Origin of the sequence: Burkholderia sp. 9775_39 (assembly GCF_015712225.1) — a bacterium.
Taxonomy (GTDB): Bacteria; Pseudomonadota; Gammaproteobacteria; order Burkholderiales; family Burkholderiaceae; genus Burkholderia; species Burkholderia cenocepacia.
In genome coordinates, this window is the sequence record NZ_JACCQC010000021.1 from 32,375 (window position 1) to 51,827 (window position 19,453).

A 19,453-nucleotide genomic window follows, 5' to 3' on the forward strand; every position below is an offset into this window, starting at 1 on the left:
TGGCGGCATGGCGGTCGGCATGCCGCTTTTTTTATGTGCGGGCGTCGCGGGCGGTATCGGGGTCCGGCTCGCAGCGCGCGTCGGCCCGCTCGTAGTAGCGCGTCGTGACGGGCGGCCGGTCCGGCAGTGCGATCGTCAGCCGACAGTGCTGGCCGTCCGGCAGCACGACGCGCAGCGGCATGCTCAACTGCGCGCCCGCGAGCAGCAGCTTGCCCGCGCTCGCGGATACGGTCACGAACCGGTCGTCGTCGTCGATGACGGTCGACAGCACCGGCAACGCCGCGCCGTTCGCTTGCGTCACGGTCAGCAACACGCGCCGCGTCGTCTCGACGGAGAATTCGACACGGCTCACCGAGCCGCGACCTGCTTCGACGGTCTGCATGCCGTTCTTCAGATCGATATTGCGCGGCAGGTCTTTCGTCCTGATCCGGATGAAGGTTTGCGCGTATGCGGGCAGCGACGCGATGACGGCCCGGCCGCGCCGATCGGTCCAGACCGGGCCGGACGGCGTCGCGAGTTCGATGCCCGGCTGTTCGCCGACGCGCGCGAGCGCGAACGTGTCGCGAATCGCATACGGCGACAGCATGCCGGCGCCATCGATCCACGCGAGCGCGCCGCGCAGGTTGACGCTGAGCATCGAGCGGCCGGCGCCGAACACGCCCGCATTGACGGTGGCGCGCGCATGGTTCGGCGTCGCGCTGACGCTCGCGCGGATCGACGGCGACCGGCTCGCGGTGTCGTAGTCGGCCGCGACGCTGTAGTGGCCGGTACGGCCGAACGTGTCGGCGTAGCGTGCGCCGGAACGCGCCGCATGGCCGTCGAGGTTCGCATAGGTGCCGACGTTGCGACGGCCGATCGGCACGCTCATGTTCACGTAGACCTGGGTGCCGCCCGCGCCGCGGCTGCCGAGCGTGCGGTTCACGTTCAGCGCGACCGATGCGCGTCCGAACGGACGCGTCCACGTGCCGGACACGCGCTGCAGCGCGGGGCCGTCGAACAGCCCGACGCGCGTGTAATCGAACGACAGCGCGCCGAGTGCGCGATCGTGCCAGCCGAGTGTGGTCGCGAACTGGGTATGCGAGGGTGGCGTGAAGGCGTCCAGCGACCGGACGGCGTCGGTCAGCTCCCGGTATCCGGGCGTGCGCCGCACGAACGACAGACTGGCGCGCAGCGCCGTGTCGAGCGTGTTCGCCAATGCGATGCGGGCCTGGGTGCCGCGTCGGGCGGCGGTGCGGCTGACGTCGATGCCGACGGCCGCACCGAGCCCGGCAAGCGGCGCGAATTCGACGCGCGCGGCGCCCGACTGCAACGGCGACGACGCGAGGATGCCGGCGCTCAGCCGCGCACGCTGCCGGATCTGCCAGCCGCGCGTGGCGGTCGCGAGCCACGGCGCTTGCGCGTATCCGTCGTTCTGCACGCGGCCGACGGCGATCGCCAGCCCTTGCGCCGCCGCGAGCCCGGCGCCGGGCAGCGACGCGCCCGGCACGACGAAGTGCTGAACGCCGCCGGTTGCCTCGACCACCGTCACATCGAGATCCGCGGCGCCGCTGACGAGCGGCAGGTCGCCCAGCGAAAACGGTCCGGGCGGCACCTGCGACGCGTGGATCAGCACGCCCAGCTGGCGCACCTCCACGCGTGCCTGCGTCCGGGCGATCCCGGTCACCCGGGCAGCGGCGCCGGGCGCGGCGGCCAGCGCTTCGTCGGGAAACGTCTGCACGCCGAACATCCGGCCCACCGTGAATAGCGTCGATTGTGGAACGATCTGCCCGGCCTGCAGCGTCGTGCCGCGCGCGGCGAAGGTGCGCTGCGCGTATGCTGCCTGATGCTCGACGCCCACGCGGCCGTCCACCGACGTGACGATCTGGCTGCTGCGCACGATCCAGTCCGATGCGTTGAATCCGGCCTCGGTCGCGGCCTGCCAGTACTGCGACGTGCCGGCCGGATTGCGTGTCGTCATCGCAAGCACGTCGTAGTTGACCAGGCCGGCGAGACCGCCGCGTGCGAACGTATCCGGCGTGCGCGGGCGCGTATCGAGGGCGTCGGCCGGTACGACGAAATCGATCGCGCCGTCGGCCGGGCGCAACGTGACGATCGCCTGCGGATACGCGCGCCGGTAATCGTGGCAGGCGGTCGCGTCGCGGAACGTGTCGGGCGCGACGAGGCCGGCCGCACGCAACAACTGGGGCGTGACGCACAGGTTGCCGTCGGTGTCGAAACGCGCATCGGCACGGCCGGCGCGCCGGCCGTTGACCGTCAGCCGGACGGCCGAGAGACCCGGCATGAAGCGCGGTGCGTGCGCGAAATAGCGGCTGGTCGTGGCGTCGATACCGTGCTCGCGCAACGCGCCTGCGTCGAATTCGAGCGCGTCGGTCGACGGGTGTCCGGGGCCGGCCGGCGCGGCGCACGGCGCGCTGCCCGCGCCGACGTACAGCCCGAACGCGAGCAGTGCGTTTCGGCGATGAGCGGTGCGCGACATGGACGGTCCGAAAACGATGCCGTGCGGTCTACCGGTGCGAGGCCGCATCGGCCGCACGGGGCGCGAGCGCCGCGTCGTAGTGATCGACCGAGTAGCCGTAGACGGTGGCCGGGAAGATTCGTACCTGTTCGAGCGTTGCGGGACGCTCGGCGAGCGCGATCCGGCGGGTTTGCCCGGCCAGCACGTACGGCGCCGGCAGCGACACGATCTGCCGGGTCGGAAGCAGCTGCACTTTCTGTTCGAGGCGTACCACGTAGCGACTGTCGTTGCGCACGACCAGTTCGCCGCCTTCGACCGACCACTTCAACAACGTCCACGGTGCGTCGTTGCGCGCGAGATCGCGCGGCTGGATCAGCACGGGCAGGTTCTGGCGGATGATCGTCCGGATCTCGTTGCGGCCCGGACGCTGCGGCGGAATGCCCGAGAACGACGCGCGGGCGAGGCGCTGCGTGGCGAGCGGTGCGTCGCTGGCGAGGACGAACCGGACGAGCTGCACCGCACCGCCTTCGACTCGCGCGATCGGCGGGGTCACGACCACGAGCACGGCGTCGTCTTCGGGAATCGGTTCGATCGTCGTATGCAGCAGCGTCGGGTGATCGTCGGTGTTCTTGACCGAGATCGTGCCTTCGCCGTCGGCTTCGTCGACGATCACGACCGACGTTTCGGGCACGACGCCCATCGCGTGAACGGCGGCCGGGCCGAGCAGGCAACCGGCGAGCAGGGCGAGCGGGAAAAACCGCGGGAAATGGAGGGCTGGGAGAGTCATGGAACCGGCTGGCTGTTGGTGCAAGCGTGTGTCGCGCCGCCGCTTCGTGAAGCGGCGGCGCGGTCGACGCCTGTCAGGCGATCGAGTCAATCAATGGCACGACGCGTACCGGCATTACAGGTACACGAGGGACACGGTGGCGAGGCCGTCGAGATTGATTTCCTGGCTGAGGTCGAGATTCGACGTCTTGTCGATCGCGGCCTGCACGTCGAGCGTGCCGGAGAACACCTTCGCCGCGACCGGCACGGTCTGGCCTTTCTTGGCCCACGACTCGTAGCCGCCGGTGTTGTCGACCACGCCGTCGGAAGCCGTCCAGGTGGTGCCCTTGGTGCTCGAATAAATCGAATCGACGGCCGCGCCGTCGGCCTGGAACGAATTCTTCCGGAAACGGAATGCAAAGCCGCCGATATTCTTGCCGCTGGCCGTGCCGAGGCCGAATTGAACATTATCCGATTTCGACATGCCGAAGAAATTGATATTGCCGGAAAGGGCGCCGGTGCCGGCGCGATTATCCTGCGCCGTCAATGCGACGCGCGCGGCGGCGTCGCAGGTGATCGTGATCGAATCCGACAGGATCGCGAGCAGCGTGGGCGCGGTCGGGCTGAGTTGGGCCGAGCCGATCAGCCCGTAATCGAACGTGCCGCCGCCGGCCAGCGTCGGCGTGCACGCGCCGGGCTTGACCGTGCCGGTGACCTTGACGTCGAACGTGTCGGCGAAAGCCGCGGTGGTGCCCCATGCGAGCAGGCCTGCAATCACGAGGCGCGAGGCCTGGTTCGTCATCTTAACGAATTTCATCTGGACGTGTTCCTGGTGGCAATCCGGAATGCCGAAAATGGATTCGGCGATCCGGGTTTGTCTGGATTAATGAAATGAAACTTGCTCGCGGTTATTTCCGATGAGCGGAGGAAATTTATCAACTCGATTTCCGAAAAGAAATCGGACTTGTACAAATTTTCGAGGATATTTTTTATGAGATTTCCAGTTTTGGTCGGGAGGGGAATTCGATTTTCATGCGGAAAGCCGGTGTTTTAATTGTTAAGAATGTCAGATCAGATATTTTTAAACTTCGGCGACGATGAAGCGATATGGAATCGGCGTGCGCCGACGATGTTGACGAACGAAGTGCCCAACGGTTCGCACCGAGCGGTCGGCATTGGCGGCTCGGGACGGCGGACGCGTGACGTCATTGCGGACGTCGCGTACGTCGGCAGCGGGAAGAGCGGGGAGAGAGGGAAGGTGTCGCGTCGGTGCGCGGCGGTGTAACAGCGAAGGCGGGCAGGGAGGCTGGCCGGATGAAGTCGGCCGGGGGGCGAGCGAGCGGCGTGTGAGCGGACGGCGCTGCCCGATCGTTCGCATCGCGTCGGCCTGCGCCGACGCGGGACGCGTTACAGCTTGTCGTACTGGAAGCGCATCGCGGTGCCTTCGCGCGTGATGCGTTCCCACACCGCGCGCTTTTCGTCGTCGCTCAGGAACACCCAGTTCGACACTTCGGCCGCCGTGCGGCCGCAGCCCTTGCAGACTTCGTCGAAGAGCGTCGAGCACACGCCGATGCAGGGGCTGTCGGGGAGGTCGTGAAGATTGGAGGCCATCGGGAGGGTTCGCGCAGTTGAATCGTCAGCCGCCATTTTAATGCATCGCGGCGGCCCGGCCGGACGCTCGCGCCGGCATGCTGTCCCGGCGCGGCAGCGGGACAGTACGGCCGGGCGTTGCCTGCGGGCGCCGGGCGGGCACGCCGGGCATGCGAACGCCGGTTCGCCGCTGTCCGTTTTTCCGGGTGGACAGCCGTCGATTACCCGATAGAATTCCCCCGGAACGCCCCGCCGCGCGGGCGGCCCGACGGGCCGGCGGCGGTAATCTGTTCCGTTTGCGCGACACCGGCATGATTTTTTTGTGACGGGGCGCGAATGATGGTAGTTTTCGGGGTTTTCGAGGGGCGGCGCGCCCGAATGCGCCGCCATGACGAGGCAGACGGCAGCCGGGCAGTGCGTCCGGCCGGAGGGAGAACGGGATGAAAGCAAAGGTAGTGGGCCGGTTCGCAGCGCTCGCGCTGTGCGTGGGTGCATCGGCGGCAGCGGCGAAGGATACGCAGCTCAATGTCTATAACTGGTCGGACTACATTGCGAAGGACACGATCCCGAACTTCGAGAAGCAAACGGGCGTCAAGGTCCGCTACGACAACTACGACAGCGACGATACGCTGCAGGCGAAGCTGCTGACGGGCAGCTCGGGCTACGACATCGTCGTGCCGACCAGCAACTACGCGGGCAAGCAGATCGCCGCCGGCATCTTCGCGCCGCTCGACAAGTCGAAGCTGCCGAACCTCAAGTACCTCGATCCGCAACTGATGGCGCTCGTCGCCGGCGCGGACCCGGGCAACAAGTACTCGGTGCCCTGGGCGTACGGTACGACCGGCCTCGCATACAACCTGACGAAGGCGCAGCAGGCGCTCGGCAAGGTGCCGCTCGACAACTGGGACATCCTGTTCAAGCCGGAAAACCTCGCGAAGCTGAAGACCTGCGGCGTGTCGGTGCTCGACGCGCCCGACCAGATGTTCGCGGCGACGCTGCACTACATCGGCAAGGATCCGATGAGCACGAACCCGGCCGACTACAAGGCCGCGATGGACGTGCTGAAGAAGATCCGTCCGTACATCACGCAATTCAACTCGTCGGGCTACATCAACGACCTGGTCGGCGGCGACATCTGCTTCGCGTTCGGCTGGTCGGGCGACGTCGTGATCGCGAAGCATCGCGCGATCGAGGCGAAGAAGCCGTACAAGGTCGAGTACTACATTCCGAAGGGCGGCGCGCCGGTGTGGTTCGACGTGATGGCGATCCCGAAGGATGCGAAGAACAAGGAAGCCGCGCTGCAGTGGATCAACTACATCGAGGATCCGAAGGTGCACGCGGCGATCACCAACGCGGTGTACTACCCGAGCGCCAATGCCGAGGCACGCAAGTACGTGCGGCCCGACGTCGCGAACGACCCGGCCGTCTACCCGCCGGCCGACGTCGTGAAGACGCTGTTCCTGCTCAAGCCGCTGCCGCCTGAAATCCAGCGTCTGCAGACGCGTCTGTGGACCGAGCTGAAGTCGGGCCGCTGACGCGAGCCGAAGTGAATCAGCAGTCATGAAGCCCCTGGTGCCCCCGGGGGCTTTGTTCGTCTAACGCAGGAGAGAAGCAGCACATCATGAATAGCCAGTCGGGCGCGCCGGTCGCGGGCGCGCCGTTCTCCGTTTCCTCCTCCGGCGCCGATGCGCGCGCCGAGAACTTTGTCCAGATCGTCGACGTCGTCAAGAAATTCGGCGACACCGAAGCCGTGCGCAGCGTCAACCTGACCGTGCGCCAGGGCGAGCTGTTCGCGCTGCTCGGCAGCTCGGGCTGCGGCAAGTCGACGTTGCTGCGGATGCTCGCGGGCCTCGAGACGGTCACGTCGGGCAAGATCCTGATCGACGGCGAGGACCTCGCGCAGATGCCGCCGTACAAGCGGCCCGTGAACATGATGTTCCAGTCGTATGCGCTGTTCCCGCACATGTCGGTCGAGTCGAACGTCGCGTTCGGGCTGAAGCAGGAAGGCACGCCGAAGGCCGAGCTGAAGGCGCGCGTCGCGTCCGCGCTCGAACTCGTGCAGATGGGCAAGTATGCGAAGCGCAAGCCGCATCAACTCTCCGGCGGCCAGCAGCAGCGCGTCGCGCTCGCGCGTTCGCTGGTCAAGCGCCCGAAGCTGCTGCTGCTCGACGAGCCGATGTCCGCGCTCGACAAGCAAATCCGCCAGCGCACGCAGATCGAGCTCGTCAACATCCTGAACAAGGTCGGCGTCACCTGCATCATGGTCACGCACGATCAGGAAGAGGCGATGACGATGGCGAACCGCCTCGCGGTGATGAGCGAAGGCCAGATCGTCCAGATCGGCTCGCCGAACGAAGTGTACGAATACCCGAACAGCCGCTTCTCGGCCGAATTCATCGGCTCGACGAACCTGTTCGACGGCGTGACGGTCGAGGACGAACCCGATCACGTGTACATCGAATCGCCGGAACTGCCGAGCCGGCTGTACGTGAGCCATGGCATCTCCGGCCCGCTCGGGATGCCGGTCACGGTGTCGGTGCGCCCCGAGCGGATCGCGCTCACGCGCAAGCCGCCCGAAGGCGCGTTCAACTGGGCGCGAGGCCGGATCAGCAACGTCGCGTACATGGGCGGCTATTCGCTGTATCACGTGAAGCTCGATGGCGGCAAGACGGTGATCGCGAACGTGTCGAGCCTCGCGATTTCGGAACTCGACACGCCGGCGCTCGGCGACGAGATCTACGTGCGCTGGAGCGCGACCGCCGGCGTGGTGCTGACGTCATGAACGCGTTCAAGTCCCTGCTCGAGTGGCCGGTGCGGCGCTTCAACCTGACGGGCGCGACGGCGGTCGTCGCCGGGCCGTTCACGTGGCTCGTGCTGTTCTTCCTCGTGCCGTTCGTGCTGGTCGTGAAGATCAGCTTCGCGGAGCTGCAGCTCGGCATCCCGCCGTATACGGAGCTTGCATCGTACGCGGACGGCGTCGTGCACATCGCGCTGAACCTGTCGCACTACGCGTTCCTGTTCACGGACAGCCTGTATTTCGCGACCTACGTGAACTCGGTGTGGGTCGCCGCGATCACGACGCTGCTGTGCCTGCTGCTCGGCTATCCGATGGCGTACTACATCGCGCGCTCGAACCCGGCCACCCGCAACCTGCTGATGATGGGCGTGATGCTGCCGTTCTGGACGTCGTTCCTGATCCGCGTGTATGCGTGGATCGGCATCCTGAAGAACAACGGCCTGCTGAACAACTTCCTGATGTGGATCGGGCTCACGCATACGCCGATCGAGCTGTACCGCACCAACTACGCCGTATACATCGGGATGGTGTATTCGTACCTGCCGTTCCTCGTGATGCCGCTCTACGCGCACCTCGTGAAGATGGACCTGCGCCTGCTCGAAGCCGCGTACGACCTCGGCGCGAAACCGTGGAAGGCGTTCGTGCAGATCACGCTGCCGCTGTCGAAGAACGGGATCATCGCGGGCTGCCTGCTGGTGTTCATCCCGGCGGTCGGCGAGTACGTGATTCCGGAGTTGCTTGGCGGCGCGAATACGCTGATGATCGGCCGCGTGATGTTGAACGAGTTCTTCAACAACGCGGACTGGCCGATGGCGTCGGCCGTGACCTGTGCGATGGTGTTGCTGCTGCTCGTGCCGATGGCGATGTTCCAGCACTTCCAGGCGAAGGAACAGGGGGGGCGTCGATGAAGCCGAATCGCTACCTGCAATTCGCGGCGCTGTTCGTCGGCTTTGCGTTCCTGTACGTCCCGATCATCAGCCTGATCGTCTATTCGTTCAACGAGTCGAAGCTCGTCACCGTGTGGTCGGGCTTCTCGTTCCGCTGGTACGCGGCGCTCGCCGAGGACGACGAGCTGCTGACGGCCGCGTGGCTGTCGCTGAAGATCGGCGTGCTGACCGCGTTCGCATCGGTGTTCATCGGCACATGGGCCGGCTTCGTGCTCGCGCGGATGGGGCGCTTTCGCGGCTTCGCGCTGTTCAGCGGGATGATCAACGCGCCGCTCGTGATCCCCGAGGTGATCCAGGGGATCTCGCTGCTGCTGCTGTTCATCGAGCTCGCGAAGTGGATCGGCTGGCCGGCCGAGCGCGGCGTGTTCACGATCTGGCTCGGCCACGTGATGCTGTGCATCTCGTACGTCGCGATCATCGTGCAGTCGCGCGTGCGCGAGCTGAACCCGTCGCTGGAAGAGGCCGCGCTCGATCTCGGCGCGACGCCGCTGAAGGTGTTCTTCACGATCACGCTGCCGCTGATCTCGCAGGCGCTGATCGCCGGCTGGCTGCTGTCGTTCACGCTGTCGATCGACGACCTCGTGCTGTCGGCGTTCCTGTCGGGCCCCGGCTCGACGACGTTGCCGCTCGTCGTGTTCTCGCGCGTGCGCCTCGGGCTGAACCCGGAGATGAACGCGCTCGCGACGCTGTTCATCATCGCGGTGACGGCCGGCGTCGTGATCGCGAACTTCGTGATGCTGCGTCAGGAACGCAAGCGGATGGCGGGGTTCGCGGCCTGACGCGCCGATTGCGGCCGTCATGAAAAACGCCCGGTGCCGACGACGAGTCGGCCCGGGCGTTTCGTTTTGGCGAGACGAGTGGCGGGGGGAAGAGTCCCTATATTGCTGGTGGGTACCGCGGGGGGGGAATGAAATTTTCAGAATTGTTTGGTGCAAGTCTGACTGCCGCGATCGTGGCAGGCTTGCTCATCGGTTTTTTGTCCGTCAAGGATTTCGGTAGCGTTTCGATCGCGTTTTCCGTTGTTGCTTTCGCGGTTGCATTTCCCGTGGCAATGCTGCTCTCGTATCCGATCTATTGGGCGGGCACACGACTGCCGCAGAAGGTTGTCTTACCGATGCTGGTCGTCGTGGGTGGCGTGGTGGGATCGATCGTTCTTGCGGTTCTGACAAATGCAGCATGGCCGAACGTCGCAAGAAGCGAAGGAATGGCCTTGCTGTATTCGGCAATCGGAGCGATGTGCGCGGTTTCGGCGCTGTGCTATGTCGAGCGATCGCGGATTGCCGACAAACTGTGCAAATGGCGCAAGTGATGATCATGCCGCGTTTGTTTTGATGGAGACTGACCATCGTTTCGTTGTCCGGAGCGCGATAACCCGCGAGCATCGCGAGTTCAGCTACCGAACGCAGCCTTGGCCAGCAGCCCGAGCGCGACGCACACGAGCACGGCCGCGAAACCGGCCTGCACGTGCCGCGCGGCGAGGTGGCGCGACGCGCCGCGGCCGGCGGCCATGCCGAGCGCGGTCGCGACGGTGAACCACAGCGTCACGTCGAGCGGCGCGCGCGTGCCGGACACGAGCGTCGCAAGCACGCCGCCGGTGCCGACCAGCGCGATCACCATCAGCGACGTCGCGACCACCCCGTGCATCGACACGTTCGTGAACTTGCGCAGCATCGGCACGATCACGAAGCCGCCGCCGACGCCGAGTAACCCCGTCATCAGGCCGGTGACCGCGCCGGTCGATGCCAGCGCGATGCCCACGGGCCACGACCACACGAGCCGTCCGGTGTCGGGGTTGATGCGGCCCACGCACAGCGGTGACGCGTCGGCATCCGCCGCGACCCGCCGCAGCGCCTGTCGCAGCAGGCGGCCGGCGACGACCAGCATCGTCAGCGCGAACAGCGTGAGCAGCAGGCGCTGCGGCAGCACGTGCGCGAGCCGCACGCCGAGGGTGGTCAGCGGCACGCCGGCCACGGCCATCAGCAGCGCCGCGCGGTAGCGCACGAGCCCGCGGCGAAAGCCTTCGAGCGCGCCGAGCGCGGCGCTGCCGGCCACCGCGACGAGCGCGACGGGCGTGGCCTGCTGCATCGGCCAGCTCATCCCGACGACGAGCGCGGGCACCGCGAGAATGCCGCCGCCTGCGCCGGTCAGGCCGAGCACGGCGCCCACGAAGCCGCCGAGTACGAGGGAAATCAGCATGACGTCATCGCGCTCCGGTCAACCTGCGATCGCGGGCTTCGCGAGCCATTCGCGGCCCTTGAGCATCGCCTTCCAGTAGAGCGGCGGCAGCACGCGCTCCTTGAGCAGCCACGCGAGCCGCGACGGGCGCTTGCCGTCGATCAGCCAGGCGGGGAAGGTCGGCGCGACCTTGCCGCCGTACAGGAATTCGGCGAGCACGATCTTGCCGCGCTCGACGGTGAGCGGGCACGAGCCGTAGCCGTCGTAGGCGGCGTCGCCGTGCGCGCGGCCGAGCGACGCGAGCAGATTGTGCGCGACGACGGGCGCCTGCTTGCGGGCGGCCGCGGCGGTTTTCGCATTGGTCGTGTTGGTGACGTCGCCGAGCGCATAAATGTCGGCAAACTGCTTGTGCCGCAGCGTCGCCGGATCGACGTCGATCCAGCCGGCCGCGTCGGCGAGCGGGCTCGCGCGCACGAAGTCGGGCGCCTTCTGCGGCGGCACCACGTGGATCATGTCGAACGACCGCTCGACGGTTTCCTTGCCGCCGTCCGGCAGTGCGCGCGAGAACGTCGCGCGGCGCGCGGGCCCGTCGATCGCGACGAGGTTGTGGCCGAACGACAGCGCGATGTCGTAGCTTTTCACGTACTCCATCAGCGCGGGTACGTAGTCGGCGACGCCGAACAGCGCGCCACCCGCATTCAGGAATTCGACGTTCGCGGCGTCGAGGCGCCCCGTGCGCCGCCAGTGATCGCACGACAGGTACATCGCCTTTTGCGGCGCGCCCGCGCACTTGATCGGCATCGGCGGCTGCGTGAACAGCGCATTGCCGCCGCGGAACGCGCGCACGAGTTCCCACGTGTACGGCGCGAGATCGTAGCGGTAGTTCGACGTGACGCCGTTGCGGCCGAGCGTGTCGGCGAGGCCGTCGATCGCGTGCCAGTCGAGCTTGAGCCCCGGGCACACGACGAGCTTGCGATAGCCGATGCGCCGGCAGCCGTCGAGCACGACCGCGTGCGCGTCGGGCTCGAAGCCCGCGACCGCGGCGCGGATGCGCTGCACGCCGCGCGGCAGCACATCGGTCATCGGCCGCGCGGTGGTCCCGGGCTGGAACACGCCCGCGCCGACCATCGTCCAGCCGGGCTGGTAATAGTGGACGTCGGCGGGATCGATCACCGCGATGTCGAGCGACGCGTCGCGCGCGAGCAGGCTCGACGCGACCGCGATGCCGGCGGCACCCGCGCCGACGATCACGATGTCGTGCCGTGCGTCCACGGCCGGCGCCGCCGGGCGGCCGCCTTGCGCGATACGCGATGCAAGCGCGCTCAGGTCGTAGCCGGCCGCGCTGGCGGTGGCGACGAGGTCGTCCAGCGGACGCAGCCCCGCCTGCGACAGCGCCCACAGCGTGGCCGAGCGCGTGCCGCTGCGGCAGTACGCGAGCACGGGCCCGTCGAGCGACGCGACCAGCGCGCCGAATTGCGCGGCCTGGTCGTCGGTCACCTTGCCGGTATCGACCGGCAGGTAATGCACGTCGATGCCGAGCGGCGCGGCGGCCGCGCGGATCTCGGTGACGGTCGGCTGGTCGGCGCCTTCGCCGTCGGGCCGGTTGCAGATGATCGCGCGGATGCCCGCCGCGTGAAGCGCGTGCAGGTCGGCCGCCGCGATCTGCGGCGAGACCGACAGCGCGTCGGTCAGCTTGCGGATGTTGGTCATGTCGGAGTTCTCGGTGGGGTGCGGGCGCTCAGATCGCGTCGAGCGGAATCTTCAGATAGCGCACGCCGTTGTTCTCGGGCTCGGGCAGGTGGCCGGCGCGCATGTTGACCTGCACGGACGGCAGCATCAGCACGGGCATGTCGAGCGTCGCGTCGCGCGCGGTGCGCATCGCGACGAAATCGTCCTCGCTCACGCCGTCCTTCACGTGCACGTTCGCGCGGCGCTGCTCGGCGACGGTCGTCACGAACTGCACGTCGCGCCCGCCCGGCTGGTAGTCGTGGCACAGATACAGGCGCGTGTCGGGCGGCAGCGCGAGCACGCGAGCGATCGAGCGGTACAGCGTGCGCGCGTCGCCGCCGGGGAAGTCGCAGCGCGCGGTGCCGTAGTCGGGCATGAACAGCGTGTCGCCGACGAACGCCGCGCGTTGCGTCGCGTCGTCGACGCAGTAGGTCATGCACGCGGGCGTGTGGCCCGGCGTGTGCAGCGCGCGGATCGTCAGGGCGCCGAGCGCGAGCGTGTCGCCGTCGCCGACGAGCCGGTCGAACTGGCGACCGTCTTCCGCGAAGCCCGGCCCCGCGTTGAACAGCGTGCCGAACACGTGCTGCACGCGGCGCACGTGCGAACCGATCGCGATCTGGCCGCCGACCCGTGCTTTCAGGTACGGCGCGGCCGACAGGTGGTCGGCGTGCACGTGCGTCTCCAGCAGCCAGTGCACGGTCGCGCTGAGTTCGGCGACGCGCGCGATCAGCCGGTCGGCGCTGGCGGTGCGCGTGCGGCCGGATTTCGGATCGTAGTCGAGCACGCTGTCGATCAGCGCGCACGCGCGGCTCGCCGTATCGAGCAGGAGATAGCTGACGGTGTGGGTGGCCGGGTCGAAAAAGCCTTCGACCGACAGGGCGGGGGCGTTGCTCACGGGGTGTCCTCGATCGGGTTCTGCATCTGCAATCGCGATCTTTACCTCAAGAAGCGTGCCAGCCGGCCGCGCGGCGCCGGCCGATGTGGCAGGGACTTGATTCGGCTCGGTTTTTCGGCGCGGTGGCGGCCCGGTGGACGAAACGGCGGCATCCGGTGGCGGACCAGGACTGCCACAACTGGCAGTGTCGTGGCAGAATTGGCAGTCAGCCTGGCAGTCCGTCCGGGCATCCCTTCGCCGAGCGAGCTTCCGCATGCCTCCGCACGACACCATTCCGATCGTTCCCGCACCGCGCCGCGACGCGATGCCGGACGTCCGCGCGCTCGTCGCGTATCTCGAGCAGGACCCGCAGCCGATGATCGTGGTCGATCCCGACTACCGCATCCTCGCGGCGAACGATGCGTACCGGCGCCAGTTCGGTGTAGCCGGCGTCGAGCACGTGGGCCGGCATTGCTTCCAGGTGTCGCATCACTATGACGTGCCGTGCGACCAGGCCGGCGAGCATTGCCCGATGAAGCAGGCGCTCGAGTCGCGCGGGCTGAACCGCGTGCTGCACATCCATCACACGCCGCGCGGCCCCGAGCACGTCGACGTCGAGCTGCGGCCGATCTTCGACGCGGACGGCAACGTGATCGCGTACGTGGAGCGGCTGACGACGGTGCGCAGCGCGTCCGCGCAGCCGAGCGCGGAAGGGCTCGTCGGCGGCGCCGACGCGTTCAACGCGGCGCTCGGCGCGTTGCAGCGCGTCGCGCCGTCGACGCTGCCGGTGCTGCTGCTCGGCGAATCGGGCACCGGCAAGGAGCTGTTCGCCCGCGCGCTGCACGAGGCGAGCGATCGCGCGATGGGGCCGTTCGTCGTCGTCGATTGCTCCGGGATCGCCGAGACGCTGTTCGAGAGCGAGCTGTTCGGCTACGAGAAGGGCGCGTTCACGGGCGCGAACCAGCGCAAGCCGGGCCTCGTCGAAACCGCGCAGGGCGGCACGCTGTTTCTCGACGAGATCGGCGACGTGCCGTTGCCGATGCAGGTGAAGCTGCTGCGGCTGATCGAATCGGGCACGTTCCGGCGCGTCGGCGGGGTCGAGGCGCTGCGCGCCGATTTCCGGCTCGTCGCGGCCACGCACAAGCCGCTGCGCGAGATGATCGACGACGGCCGGTTCCGGCAGGACCTCTATTACCGGATCAACGCGTTTCCGATTCCGCTGCCGGCACTGCGCGAACGGCGGGGCGACGTCGCGCTGCTGGCCGAATCGATCCTGCGGCGGATCGCGAATGCGCGCGGCAACGCGGGCGACGCACATGCGCGGCCGTTCGTGCTGACCGAGCGCGCCCGTGCGTGCCTCGACGCATATGCATGGCCCGGCAACATCCGCGAGCTGCGCAACGTGCTGGAACGCGCGTGCCTGTTCGCCGATGACGGGACGATCCGCGTCGAGCATCTGCCGGCCGAGCTCGTCGCGGCAGCGGCGGCGCCGCAGGCGCAGGCGGCGGACGCGCGCGGCGTGTCGGACGCGGAGCTGGTCCGTATTGCGCGCACGTTCGCCGGCACGCGCAAGGCGCTGGCCGAGCGGCTCGGATTGAGCGAACGGACGCTGTACCGGCGGATGAAGGCGCTCGGCCTCGGCACGCGCGGGCGCTGAACGGGCAGGTCGCGCGCGGCGGGCAGCGGCACGCGGCCTTGCCCCACCCCGACTGGACGGTGCGCTACGACCGGGCCGACGCTCGGTCCGTTGCGCGCGATACGGGCGGGGCGGTACGAGTCAAGCACGCTTCGCGATAAAAAATCACAACGGAACAACAATTAATTATCGTTTTACGATAATTATCGACGTACAATCGACGCTCGTTCATTCGTCGTCGAGGAGACGTCATGCATTCCGATCGCATCGCCCGTATCAGCCAGCGGATGGCCACCGTCACGCTGGGATTCATCTTCTGCATGCTGGTGCTCAACGCCGCGTGCTGGCTGTTTCCGTCGCTGAGCGCGGCCTCGGGGCCCGGCTTCGTCTTCGGCCTCACGGATTCGGTGCTCTCCAACCTGCATGTGGATGTCGCCGCGTTCCCGTGGTGGCAGAAGGCGGTCGGCATCGTGCTGTCGAGCGTGCCGCTCGTCGCGCTTGCAAACGGCCTGCGGCATCTGCGCGCGCTGTTCCGCACCTATGCGCGGCGCGACTATTTCTCCGCACAGGCGGCTGGTCACCTCGGCAAGACGGGGCGGGCGATCGGCCTGTGGGTGGTGCTGAGCCTGCTGTGCGAGCCGCTGCTGAGCGTGTGGGCGACGCTGCGCGAACCGGTCGGCCATCGGGTGGTCAGCGTCGGTTTCACCCTGCCGTACGTGGTCGCGTTGTTCACCGCCGCGTGCATTGCGGTCATCGCGCACATTCTCCGGCAGGCGAGCGAGCTCGACGCCGAGCATCGGCAATTCGTCTGAGGCGCGCGATGACGATCGTAGTCAAGCTCGACGTGATGCTCGCGACGCGCAAGGTCCGCTCGAAGGATCTGGCGGCAGCCGTCGGCATCACCGAACAGAATCTGTCGCTGCTCAAGCAGGGGAAGGTCAAGGGCATCCGCTTCGCGACGCTCGAGGCGATCTGCCGTTATCTCGACTGCCAGCCGGGCGACCTGCTCGCGTTCAGCGATGACGGCGGCGGCGAGCCCGACTGACGCAGCGCGCACGCGGCGCGTCGATGCGGGCGGGCGCCGTCGGTCGCGCGTGGTTGCGCTGGCCGTCGCGGTGTCCGTATCGATCCACGTGGCCGGATGGTTCGTGCTGCAATGGGCGCCGCGGCCGGCCGGCCCGAACGCCGGCGAGAAGCCGCGGATCGCGCTGCGTGTCGAGTGGATTCCCGCGCGACCGGCGCCCGCGGTGATCGCACGCGAGACCGGGCGGGCCGGCCCGAGCCCGGGCAGGCGCGGCACCGGACAATCGGCGAAACGTTCCGCGGCGGTGGCGGATGCGCGTAGGGCGGCGCGTTCGTCTCCGGATGCGCCGGGTACGTCGCGCAGGCCAAGCGAAACCCGCGCCGGCCCAAGCACGGCCGCACGCGATGGCCCTCCGGCCACCGCTGCAAGCGCCGATCTCGACTGGCGTCGCGATCTGGACGCGATCGGTGCACGGCAACGCGCGGCGCGCAGTCCGGCGCAGGCGGCGGTCGGCGCGTTGGGCGCATCGTCGGGCGGCGCGGCGCCGCGTCGTCGCACCGTCGATGCACAGCTGGCCGACGGGATATCGGGCGCGCGTCGTGCCGATTGCCGGCATGCGTACGCGGGTGCAGGCCTGCTCGCGTTGCCGATGCTCGCGCTGGACGCGGTTCGCGATACCGGCTGCCAATGGTGAAACGGGCGGCACACGGGAATCCATGTGCCGCCCGCGCGAATCATGCGATCAGCGCGCCGGCGCCAGCTGCGCCATCGCTTCGCGCACGAAACCGAGCAGCGTGTCGTCGGTCCACGAATCCTTCGTCAGCGCCGGCTCGTTCATCAGCGCGTGGCGGAATTTCGCATGCGTGGCCGGATCCTGGCCCGCGTAGCTGCAGAACAGCTCGAGCCAGCGCTGCGCGAGCGCGCGGCCGTGCGGCGAATCGGGCCGCGTGCCCGCATCGATCGCGTCGCGCACGTCGGCCATCAGTTGCGGCCATTCCATCGAGCGTTCGGCGTAGTGCGCGCGCATGAAGCGGATCTCGTCCGGCGTGAGGTATTTCTCGAAGAGCCGCATCTTCGTTTCCGACGAAGCGCGCAGCACATAGTCGCGCAACGCGGTCGAAATGCCGATCTTCGACTGCATCGACGGTTCGTGCTCGTGCATCAGGTTCAGCTTCGCGAGCAAGCGTGGATCGTTGTTCGTGTCGCGCACCAGCAGCGCCATCCAGCGCGCGGCGAGCGCACGGACGCGCTCGTCCTCGGCGGGCACGCCCGCATCGTGCAGCGCACGCACGTCGGCAACGAGCGCGATCCATTCTGCGTCGCCCGCCTGGCTCTTCTGGTACATCGGCAGGCGCGCGAGTTCTTCCTCGGAAAAATATTTGTCGTACACGGTCATCAACTCCAGTGTGGTGAGCCAATCGGCCAGTTCCGGCTCGGTGCCCGCCGTGAGCTGCGCATGCAGGCTCACGAGCCGTTCGCGCAGCTGCGCGGTTTGCGCGAGCTGGCGGTCGAGCGACGCGATCTGTTTCGCGACGACATCGACGAGCGGGGTGCCGGGCCGGTTCAGGTAGTCGCCGATTTCGGCGAGCGACAGTCCGAAGCGACGCAGGGCCTGGATCTGGTGGAGCCGGGCGATGTCGTCGCGGTCGTACAGCCGGTAGCCGTTGTCGGCGCGCGCCGAAGGCGTCAGCAGGCCGATTGCGTGATAGTGATGAAGCGTGCGGACGGTCAGCCCGCTGCGTTTCGCCAGTTCTCCCACTTTCAGCCGCATTCGTTCCTCCGTTCGGTGCGCACACTGGAGTCTCGAACGTTACGCTACGTGAGGGTCAAGCGGAAGATCGGCGATCGGACGCGCGTGTCGGGAATCCGTACGCGCGTCCGATCGAAGGGGCCGGTTACTGCGCCGAAGGGGCGGCCGCGGGCGTGGCGGCGCGTGCCTGCGTGCCGGCCGTGCCGTCGCCGGCCGCGTGGCCGGTTTCAGCGGACTTGTCGCCGGTGTCGGCCGGCGGCGTGCCCATCGCCTGGTACAGCCGCGCGGTATCCGCGAACCGGGCGCCGGTCGCCCGAATCTCGTCGAGCCGCGCATTGCGGTACTGCAACTCGCTCGCGCGCGCGGCCGACGGCGGCAGCGCGCCGAGCCGCACGCGAGCCGCCGCGTCGTCGTACGCGCCCCGCGCGGACAGCGCGGCGCGCGACGACGCCTCGAGCGCCTCCGCGTCGTGCTCGAGCGCCGCGAGCGAATCGGCGACGTTCTGGAACGCGCCGAGCACCGCCTGCTTGTACTGGTCGACCGCGGCCTCGTAGGTCGCCTTCGCCGCGCGGCGCTGGGCGAGCAGCGCGCCGCCGTGAAAGATCGGCTGGCTCAGCGACGCGCCAACGTTCCAGATCGCGCCGGCGCCCGACAGCATCGCCGGCCAGCTGAAGCCGCCTTTGCCCATCGCCGCCGACAGCGACAGTTGCGGAAACATCTGTGCGGTCGCGAGGCCCACTTCGGCGGCGGCGGCCTTCAGCCCCGCGTCGGCGGCCTGGATGTCCGGGCGGCTTCGCAGCAGGTCCGACGGCACGACGACGGGCACCTGCTCGGGCAGGTGCAGATCGGTGAGCGCGAGATCGGCCGGCGGCCGGTCGGGCGTGCGGCCGACCAGCACCGCGAGCGCATGGCGGGCCGAGTCGCGCTGCTGGCGCAGCGCGGGCAGGCTCGCCGCGAACGTGTCGGCGCTTTGCCGGGCGTTCAGCGCGTCGCCGCGCGAGGCCGAACCGAGCGCGTGGCGGCGCTCGGCGTCGTGCGCCTGGTCGTTCGCGAGCGCGACGAGCCGCTCGGTCGTGTCGATCTGCGCATTGAGCACCGACACGGTGATCGACGCGGTGACGATGTTCGCGGCCAGCGCGCGCCGCGCGGATTCGAGCTGGAACGCGCTGACGTCGACGCGTTTCGCGAGCGCGCGGTTCGCGAAGCGCGACACGCCGAACAGGTCGACCGTATAGCTCGCCTGCAATTGCCCGACGAACGTGTCGTACAGCAGCGTCGGCGCGCCGAGCGCGGGAATCGGCACGCCGAGCGCGCGCTGGCGCGTGGCCTGGCCGCCCGCGTCGATCGACGGCAGCATCGAGCTGCCGATCTGCCCGCGCAACTGTTCGCGCGCGGCATCCAGCGAATGCGACGCCGCGCTCAGCGTCGGGCTGTTGCGCAGCCCTTCGTCGACGAGCGCGTTCAGCGCGTCGGAACGGTACTGTTTCCACCAGTCGGGCACCGGCTGCGCGCCGACCTCGAACTGCTGCGCGACGCCGTGCGCGGACACGGTCTGCTGGACTTGCGGCGCGGCGCCGTAGTGCGCGGGCGCCGGCATCGCGGGCGGCTCGCCGCTCGGCGCGAACCATGCGCAGCCCGCGAGCGGGGCGGCGATGCTCGCCACCGCGAGCGCGCGTGCGGCTTTCGTTTTCAGGGTCATCGATCGATCCATG

18 protein-coding genes are annotated in these 19,453 nt (G+C 68.3%); 9 read left to right on the forward strand and 9 right to left on the reverse strand.

Annotation, left to right across the window (positions count from 1 at the left end; all coding sequences use genetic code 11):
* Positions 1 to 31: 31 nt before the first annotated feature.
* The 4 genes from H0X90_RS25415 to H0X90_RS25430 form a co-directional block, all read right to left on the reverse strand.
* On the reverse strand, positions 32 to 2,524 hold the full coding sequence (locus H0X90_RS25415; RefSeq protein ID WP_077190253.1) for a fimbria/pilus outer membrane usher protein: 2,493 nt from the start codon (positions 2,522 to 2,524) through the stop codon (positions 32 to 34).
* Positions 2,505 to 3,242: a fimbria/pilus chaperone family protein gene (locus H0X90_RS25420; protein ID WP_006488154.1), complete on the reverse strand. Its 738-nt coding sequence runs from the start codon at positions 3,240 to 3,242 to the stop codon at positions 2,505 to 2,507. The genes H0X90_RS25415 and H0X90_RS25420 overlap by 20 nt, the downstream gene beginning before the upstream one ends.
* A 114-nt stretch (positions 3,243 to 3,356) precedes the next feature.
* Positions 3,357 to 4,037 (reverse strand): DUF1120 domain-containing protein, encoded by a 681-nt coding sequence (locus H0X90_RS25425; protein WP_006488135.1) that lies wholly within the window; start codon positions 4,035 to 4,037, stop codon positions 3,357 to 3,359.
* 590 nt (positions 4,038 to 4,627) lie between these two features.
* Positions 4,628 to 4,831, reverse strand: coding sequence for a DUF1289 domain-containing protein (locus H0X90_RS25430; protein WP_006493160.1), 204 nt, complete (start codon positions 4,829 to 4,831; stop codon positions 4,628 to 4,630).
* A gap of 419 nt (positions 4,832 to 5,250) precedes the next feature.
* On the opposite strand from H0X90_RS25430, the gene H0X90_RS25435 reads away from it, so the two are divergent.
* From H0X90_RS25435 to H0X90_RS25455, 5 genes are all read left to right on the forward strand, one after another.
* Positions 5,251 to 6,345, forward strand: coding sequence for a polyamine ABC transporter substrate-binding protein (locus H0X90_RS25435; RefSeq protein WP_006497200.1), 1,095 nt, complete (start codon positions 5,251 to 5,253; stop codon positions 6,343 to 6,345).
* A gap of 86 nt (positions 6,346 to 6,431) precedes the next feature.
* On the forward strand, positions 6,432 to 7,592 hold the full coding sequence (locus tag H0X90_RS25440) for an ABC transporter ATP-binding protein (RefSeq protein ID WP_006488129.1): 1,161 nt from the start codon (positions 6,432 to 6,434) through the stop codon (positions 7,590 to 7,592).
* Positions 7,589 to 8,515: an ABC transporter permease subunit gene (locus H0X90_RS25445; RefSeq protein WP_196438237.1), complete on the forward strand. Its 927-nt coding sequence runs from the start codon at positions 7,589 to 7,591 to the stop codon at positions 8,513 to 8,515. Before H0X90_RS25440 ends, H0X90_RS25445 begins: the two co-directional genes overlap by 4 nt.
* Positions 8,512 to 9,333, forward strand: coding sequence for an ABC transporter permease subunit (locus tag H0X90_RS25450; RefSeq protein WP_006497202.1), 822 nt, complete (start codon positions 8,512 to 8,514; stop codon positions 9,331 to 9,333). The genes H0X90_RS25445 and H0X90_RS25450 overlap by 4 nt, the downstream gene beginning before the upstream one ends.
* 128 nt (positions 9,334 to 9,461) lie before the next feature.
* The gene (locus H0X90_RS25455) at positions 9,462 to 9,863 is read left to right on the forward strand and encodes a hypothetical protein (protein ID WP_077215581.1); all 402 of its coding nucleotides are present in this window, start codon (positions 9,462 to 9,464) and stop codon (positions 9,861 to 9,863) included.
* A gap of 80 nt (positions 9,864 to 9,943) precedes the next feature.
* Here the strand turns inward: H0X90_RS25455 and H0X90_RS25460 are convergent, their stop codons facing one another.
* Genes H0X90_RS25460 through H0X90_RS25470 form a run of 3 tightly spaced genes read right to left on the reverse strand, consistent with a single transcriptional unit; the run spans position 9,944 to position 13,352 of the window.
* On the reverse strand, positions 9,944 to 10,750 hold the full coding sequence (locus tag H0X90_RS25460) for a sulfite exporter TauE/SafE family protein (protein ID WP_060264937.1): 807 nt from the start codon (positions 10,748 to 10,750) through the stop codon (positions 9,944 to 9,946).
* A gap of 18 nt (positions 10,751 to 10,768) precedes the next feature.
* Entirely contained in the window at positions 10,769 to 12,439 is a 1,671-nt protein-coding gene (locus H0X90_RS25465) for a bifunctional protein tyrosine phosphatase family protein/NAD(P)/FAD-dependent oxidoreductase (protein WP_077190423.1), read from the reverse strand.
* Between the two features lie 28 nt (positions 12,440 to 12,467).
* The gene (locus H0X90_RS25470) at positions 12,468 to 13,352 is read right to left on the reverse strand and encodes an MBL fold metallo-hydrolase (RefSeq protein ID WP_077190421.1); all 885 of its coding nucleotides are present in this window, start codon (positions 13,350 to 13,352) and stop codon (positions 12,468 to 12,470) included.
* Between the two features lie 253 nt (positions 13,353 to 13,605).
* Here H0X90_RS25470 and H0X90_RS25475 point away from each other — a divergent pair, with 253 nt between their 5' ends.
* From H0X90_RS25475 to H0X90_RS25490, 4 genes are all read left to right on the forward strand, one after another.
* Positions 13,606 to 14,988 (forward strand): sigma-54-dependent Fis family transcriptional regulator, encoded by a 1,383-nt coding sequence (locus tag H0X90_RS25475; RefSeq protein WP_058901494.1) that lies wholly within the window; start codon positions 13,606 to 13,608, stop codon positions 14,986 to 14,988.
* A 230-nt stretch (positions 14,989 to 15,218) separates the two neighbouring features.
* A complete protein-coding gene (locus H0X90_RS25480; protein WP_006488126.1) occupies positions 15,219 to 15,779 on the forward strand; it encodes a DUF2975 domain-containing protein in 561 nt (186 codons plus the stop codon).
* An 8-nt stretch (positions 15,780 to 15,787) separates the two neighbouring features.
* The gene (locus tag H0X90_RS25485; RefSeq protein WP_006488139.1) at positions 15,788 to 16,012 is read left to right on the forward strand and encodes a helix-turn-helix transcriptional regulator; all 225 of its coding nucleotides are present in this window, start codon (positions 15,788 to 15,790) and stop codon (positions 16,010 to 16,012) included.
* A gap of 70 nt (positions 16,013 to 16,082) precedes the next feature.
* Entirely contained in the window at positions 16,083 to 16,685 is a 603-nt protein-coding gene (locus H0X90_RS25490; protein ID WP_227739776.1) for a hypothetical protein, read from the forward strand.
* A 48-nt stretch (positions 16,686 to 16,733) separates the two neighbouring features.
* On the opposite strand, the gene H0X90_RS25495 is transcribed toward H0X90_RS25490, so the two are convergent.
* Positions 16,734 to 17,762, reverse strand: coding sequence for a MerR family transcriptional regulator (locus H0X90_RS25495; RefSeq protein WP_034201736.1), 1,029 nt, complete (start codon positions 17,760 to 17,762; stop codon positions 16,734 to 16,736).
* Positions 17,763 to 17,886: 124 nt separating this feature from the next.
* Entirely contained in the window at positions 17,887 to 19,452 is a 1,566-nt protein-coding gene (locus tag H0X90_RS25500; RefSeq protein ID WP_060210680.1) for an efflux transporter outer membrane subunit, read from the reverse strand.
* Between the last annotated feature and the right edge of the window lies 1 nt (position 19,453).

What these genes read in the sequence shown, in the direction of transcription:
- H0X90_RS25415 (WP_077190253.1), bottom strand. Translation starts at nt 2,524, where the DNA reads ATGCGGCCTCGCACCGGTAGACCGCACGGCATCGTTTTCGGACCGTCC.
- H0X90_RS25420 (WP_006488154.1), bottom strand. Translation starts at nt 3,242, where the DNA reads ATGACTCTCCCAGCCCTCCATTTCCCGCGGTTTTTCCCGCTCGCCCTG.
- H0X90_RS25425 (WP_006488135.1), bottom strand. Translation starts at nt 4,037, where the DNA reads ATGAAATTCGTTAAGATGACGAACCAGGCCTCGCGCCTCGTGATTGCA.
- H0X90_RS25430 (WP_006493160.1), bottom strand. Translation starts at nt 4,831, where the DNA reads ATGGCCTCCAATCTTCACGACCTCCCCGACAGCCCCTGCATCGGCGTG.
- H0X90_RS25435 (WP_006497200.1), top strand. Translation starts at nt 5,251, where the DNA reads ATGAAAGCAAAGGTAGTGGGCCGGTTCGCAGCGCTCGCGCTGTGCGTG.
- H0X90_RS25440 (WP_006488129.1), top strand. Translation starts at nt 6,432, where the DNA reads ATGAATAGCCAGTCGGGCGCGCCGGTCGCGGGCGCGCCGTTCTCCGTT.
- H0X90_RS25445 (WP_196438237.1), top strand. Translation starts at nt 7,589, where the DNA reads ATGAACGCGTTCAAGTCCCTGCTCGAGTGGCCGGTGCGGCGCTTCAAC.
- H0X90_RS25450 (WP_006497202.1), top strand. Translation starts at nt 8,512, where the DNA reads ATGAAGCCGAATCGCTACCTGCAATTCGCGGCGCTGTTCGTCGGCTTT.
- H0X90_RS25455 (WP_077215581.1), top strand. Translation starts at nt 9,462, where the DNA reads ATGAAATTTTCAGAATTGTTTGGTGCAAGTCTGACTGCCGCGATCGTG.
- H0X90_RS25460 (WP_060264937.1), bottom strand. Translation starts at nt 10,750, where the DNA reads ATGCTGATTTCCCTCGTACTCGGCGGCTTCGTGGGCGCCGTGCTCGGC.
- H0X90_RS25465 (WP_077190423.1), bottom strand. Translation starts at nt 12,439, where the DNA reads ATGACCAACATCCGCAAGCTGACCGACGCGCTGTCGGTCTCGCCGCAG.
- H0X90_RS25475 (WP_058901494.1), top strand. Translation starts at nt 13,606, where the DNA reads ATGCCTCCGCACGACACCATTCCGATCGTTCCCGCACCGCGCCGCGAC.
- H0X90_RS25480 (WP_006488126.1), top strand. Translation starts at nt 15,219, where the DNA reads ATGCATTCCGATCGCATCGCCCGTATCAGCCAGCGGATGGCCACCGTC.
- H0X90_RS25485 (WP_006488139.1), top strand. Translation starts at nt 15,788, where the DNA reads ATGACGATCGTAGTCAAGCTCGACGTGATGCTCGCGACGCGCAAGGTC.
- H0X90_RS25495 (WP_034201736.1), bottom strand. Translation starts at nt 17,762, where the DNA reads ATGCGGCTGAAAGTGGGAGAACTGGCGAAACGCAGCGGGCTGACCGTC.
- H0X90_RS25500 (WP_060210680.1), bottom strand. Translation starts at nt 19,452, where the DNA reads ATGGATCGATCGATGACCCTGAAAACGAAAGCCGCACGCGCGCTCGCG.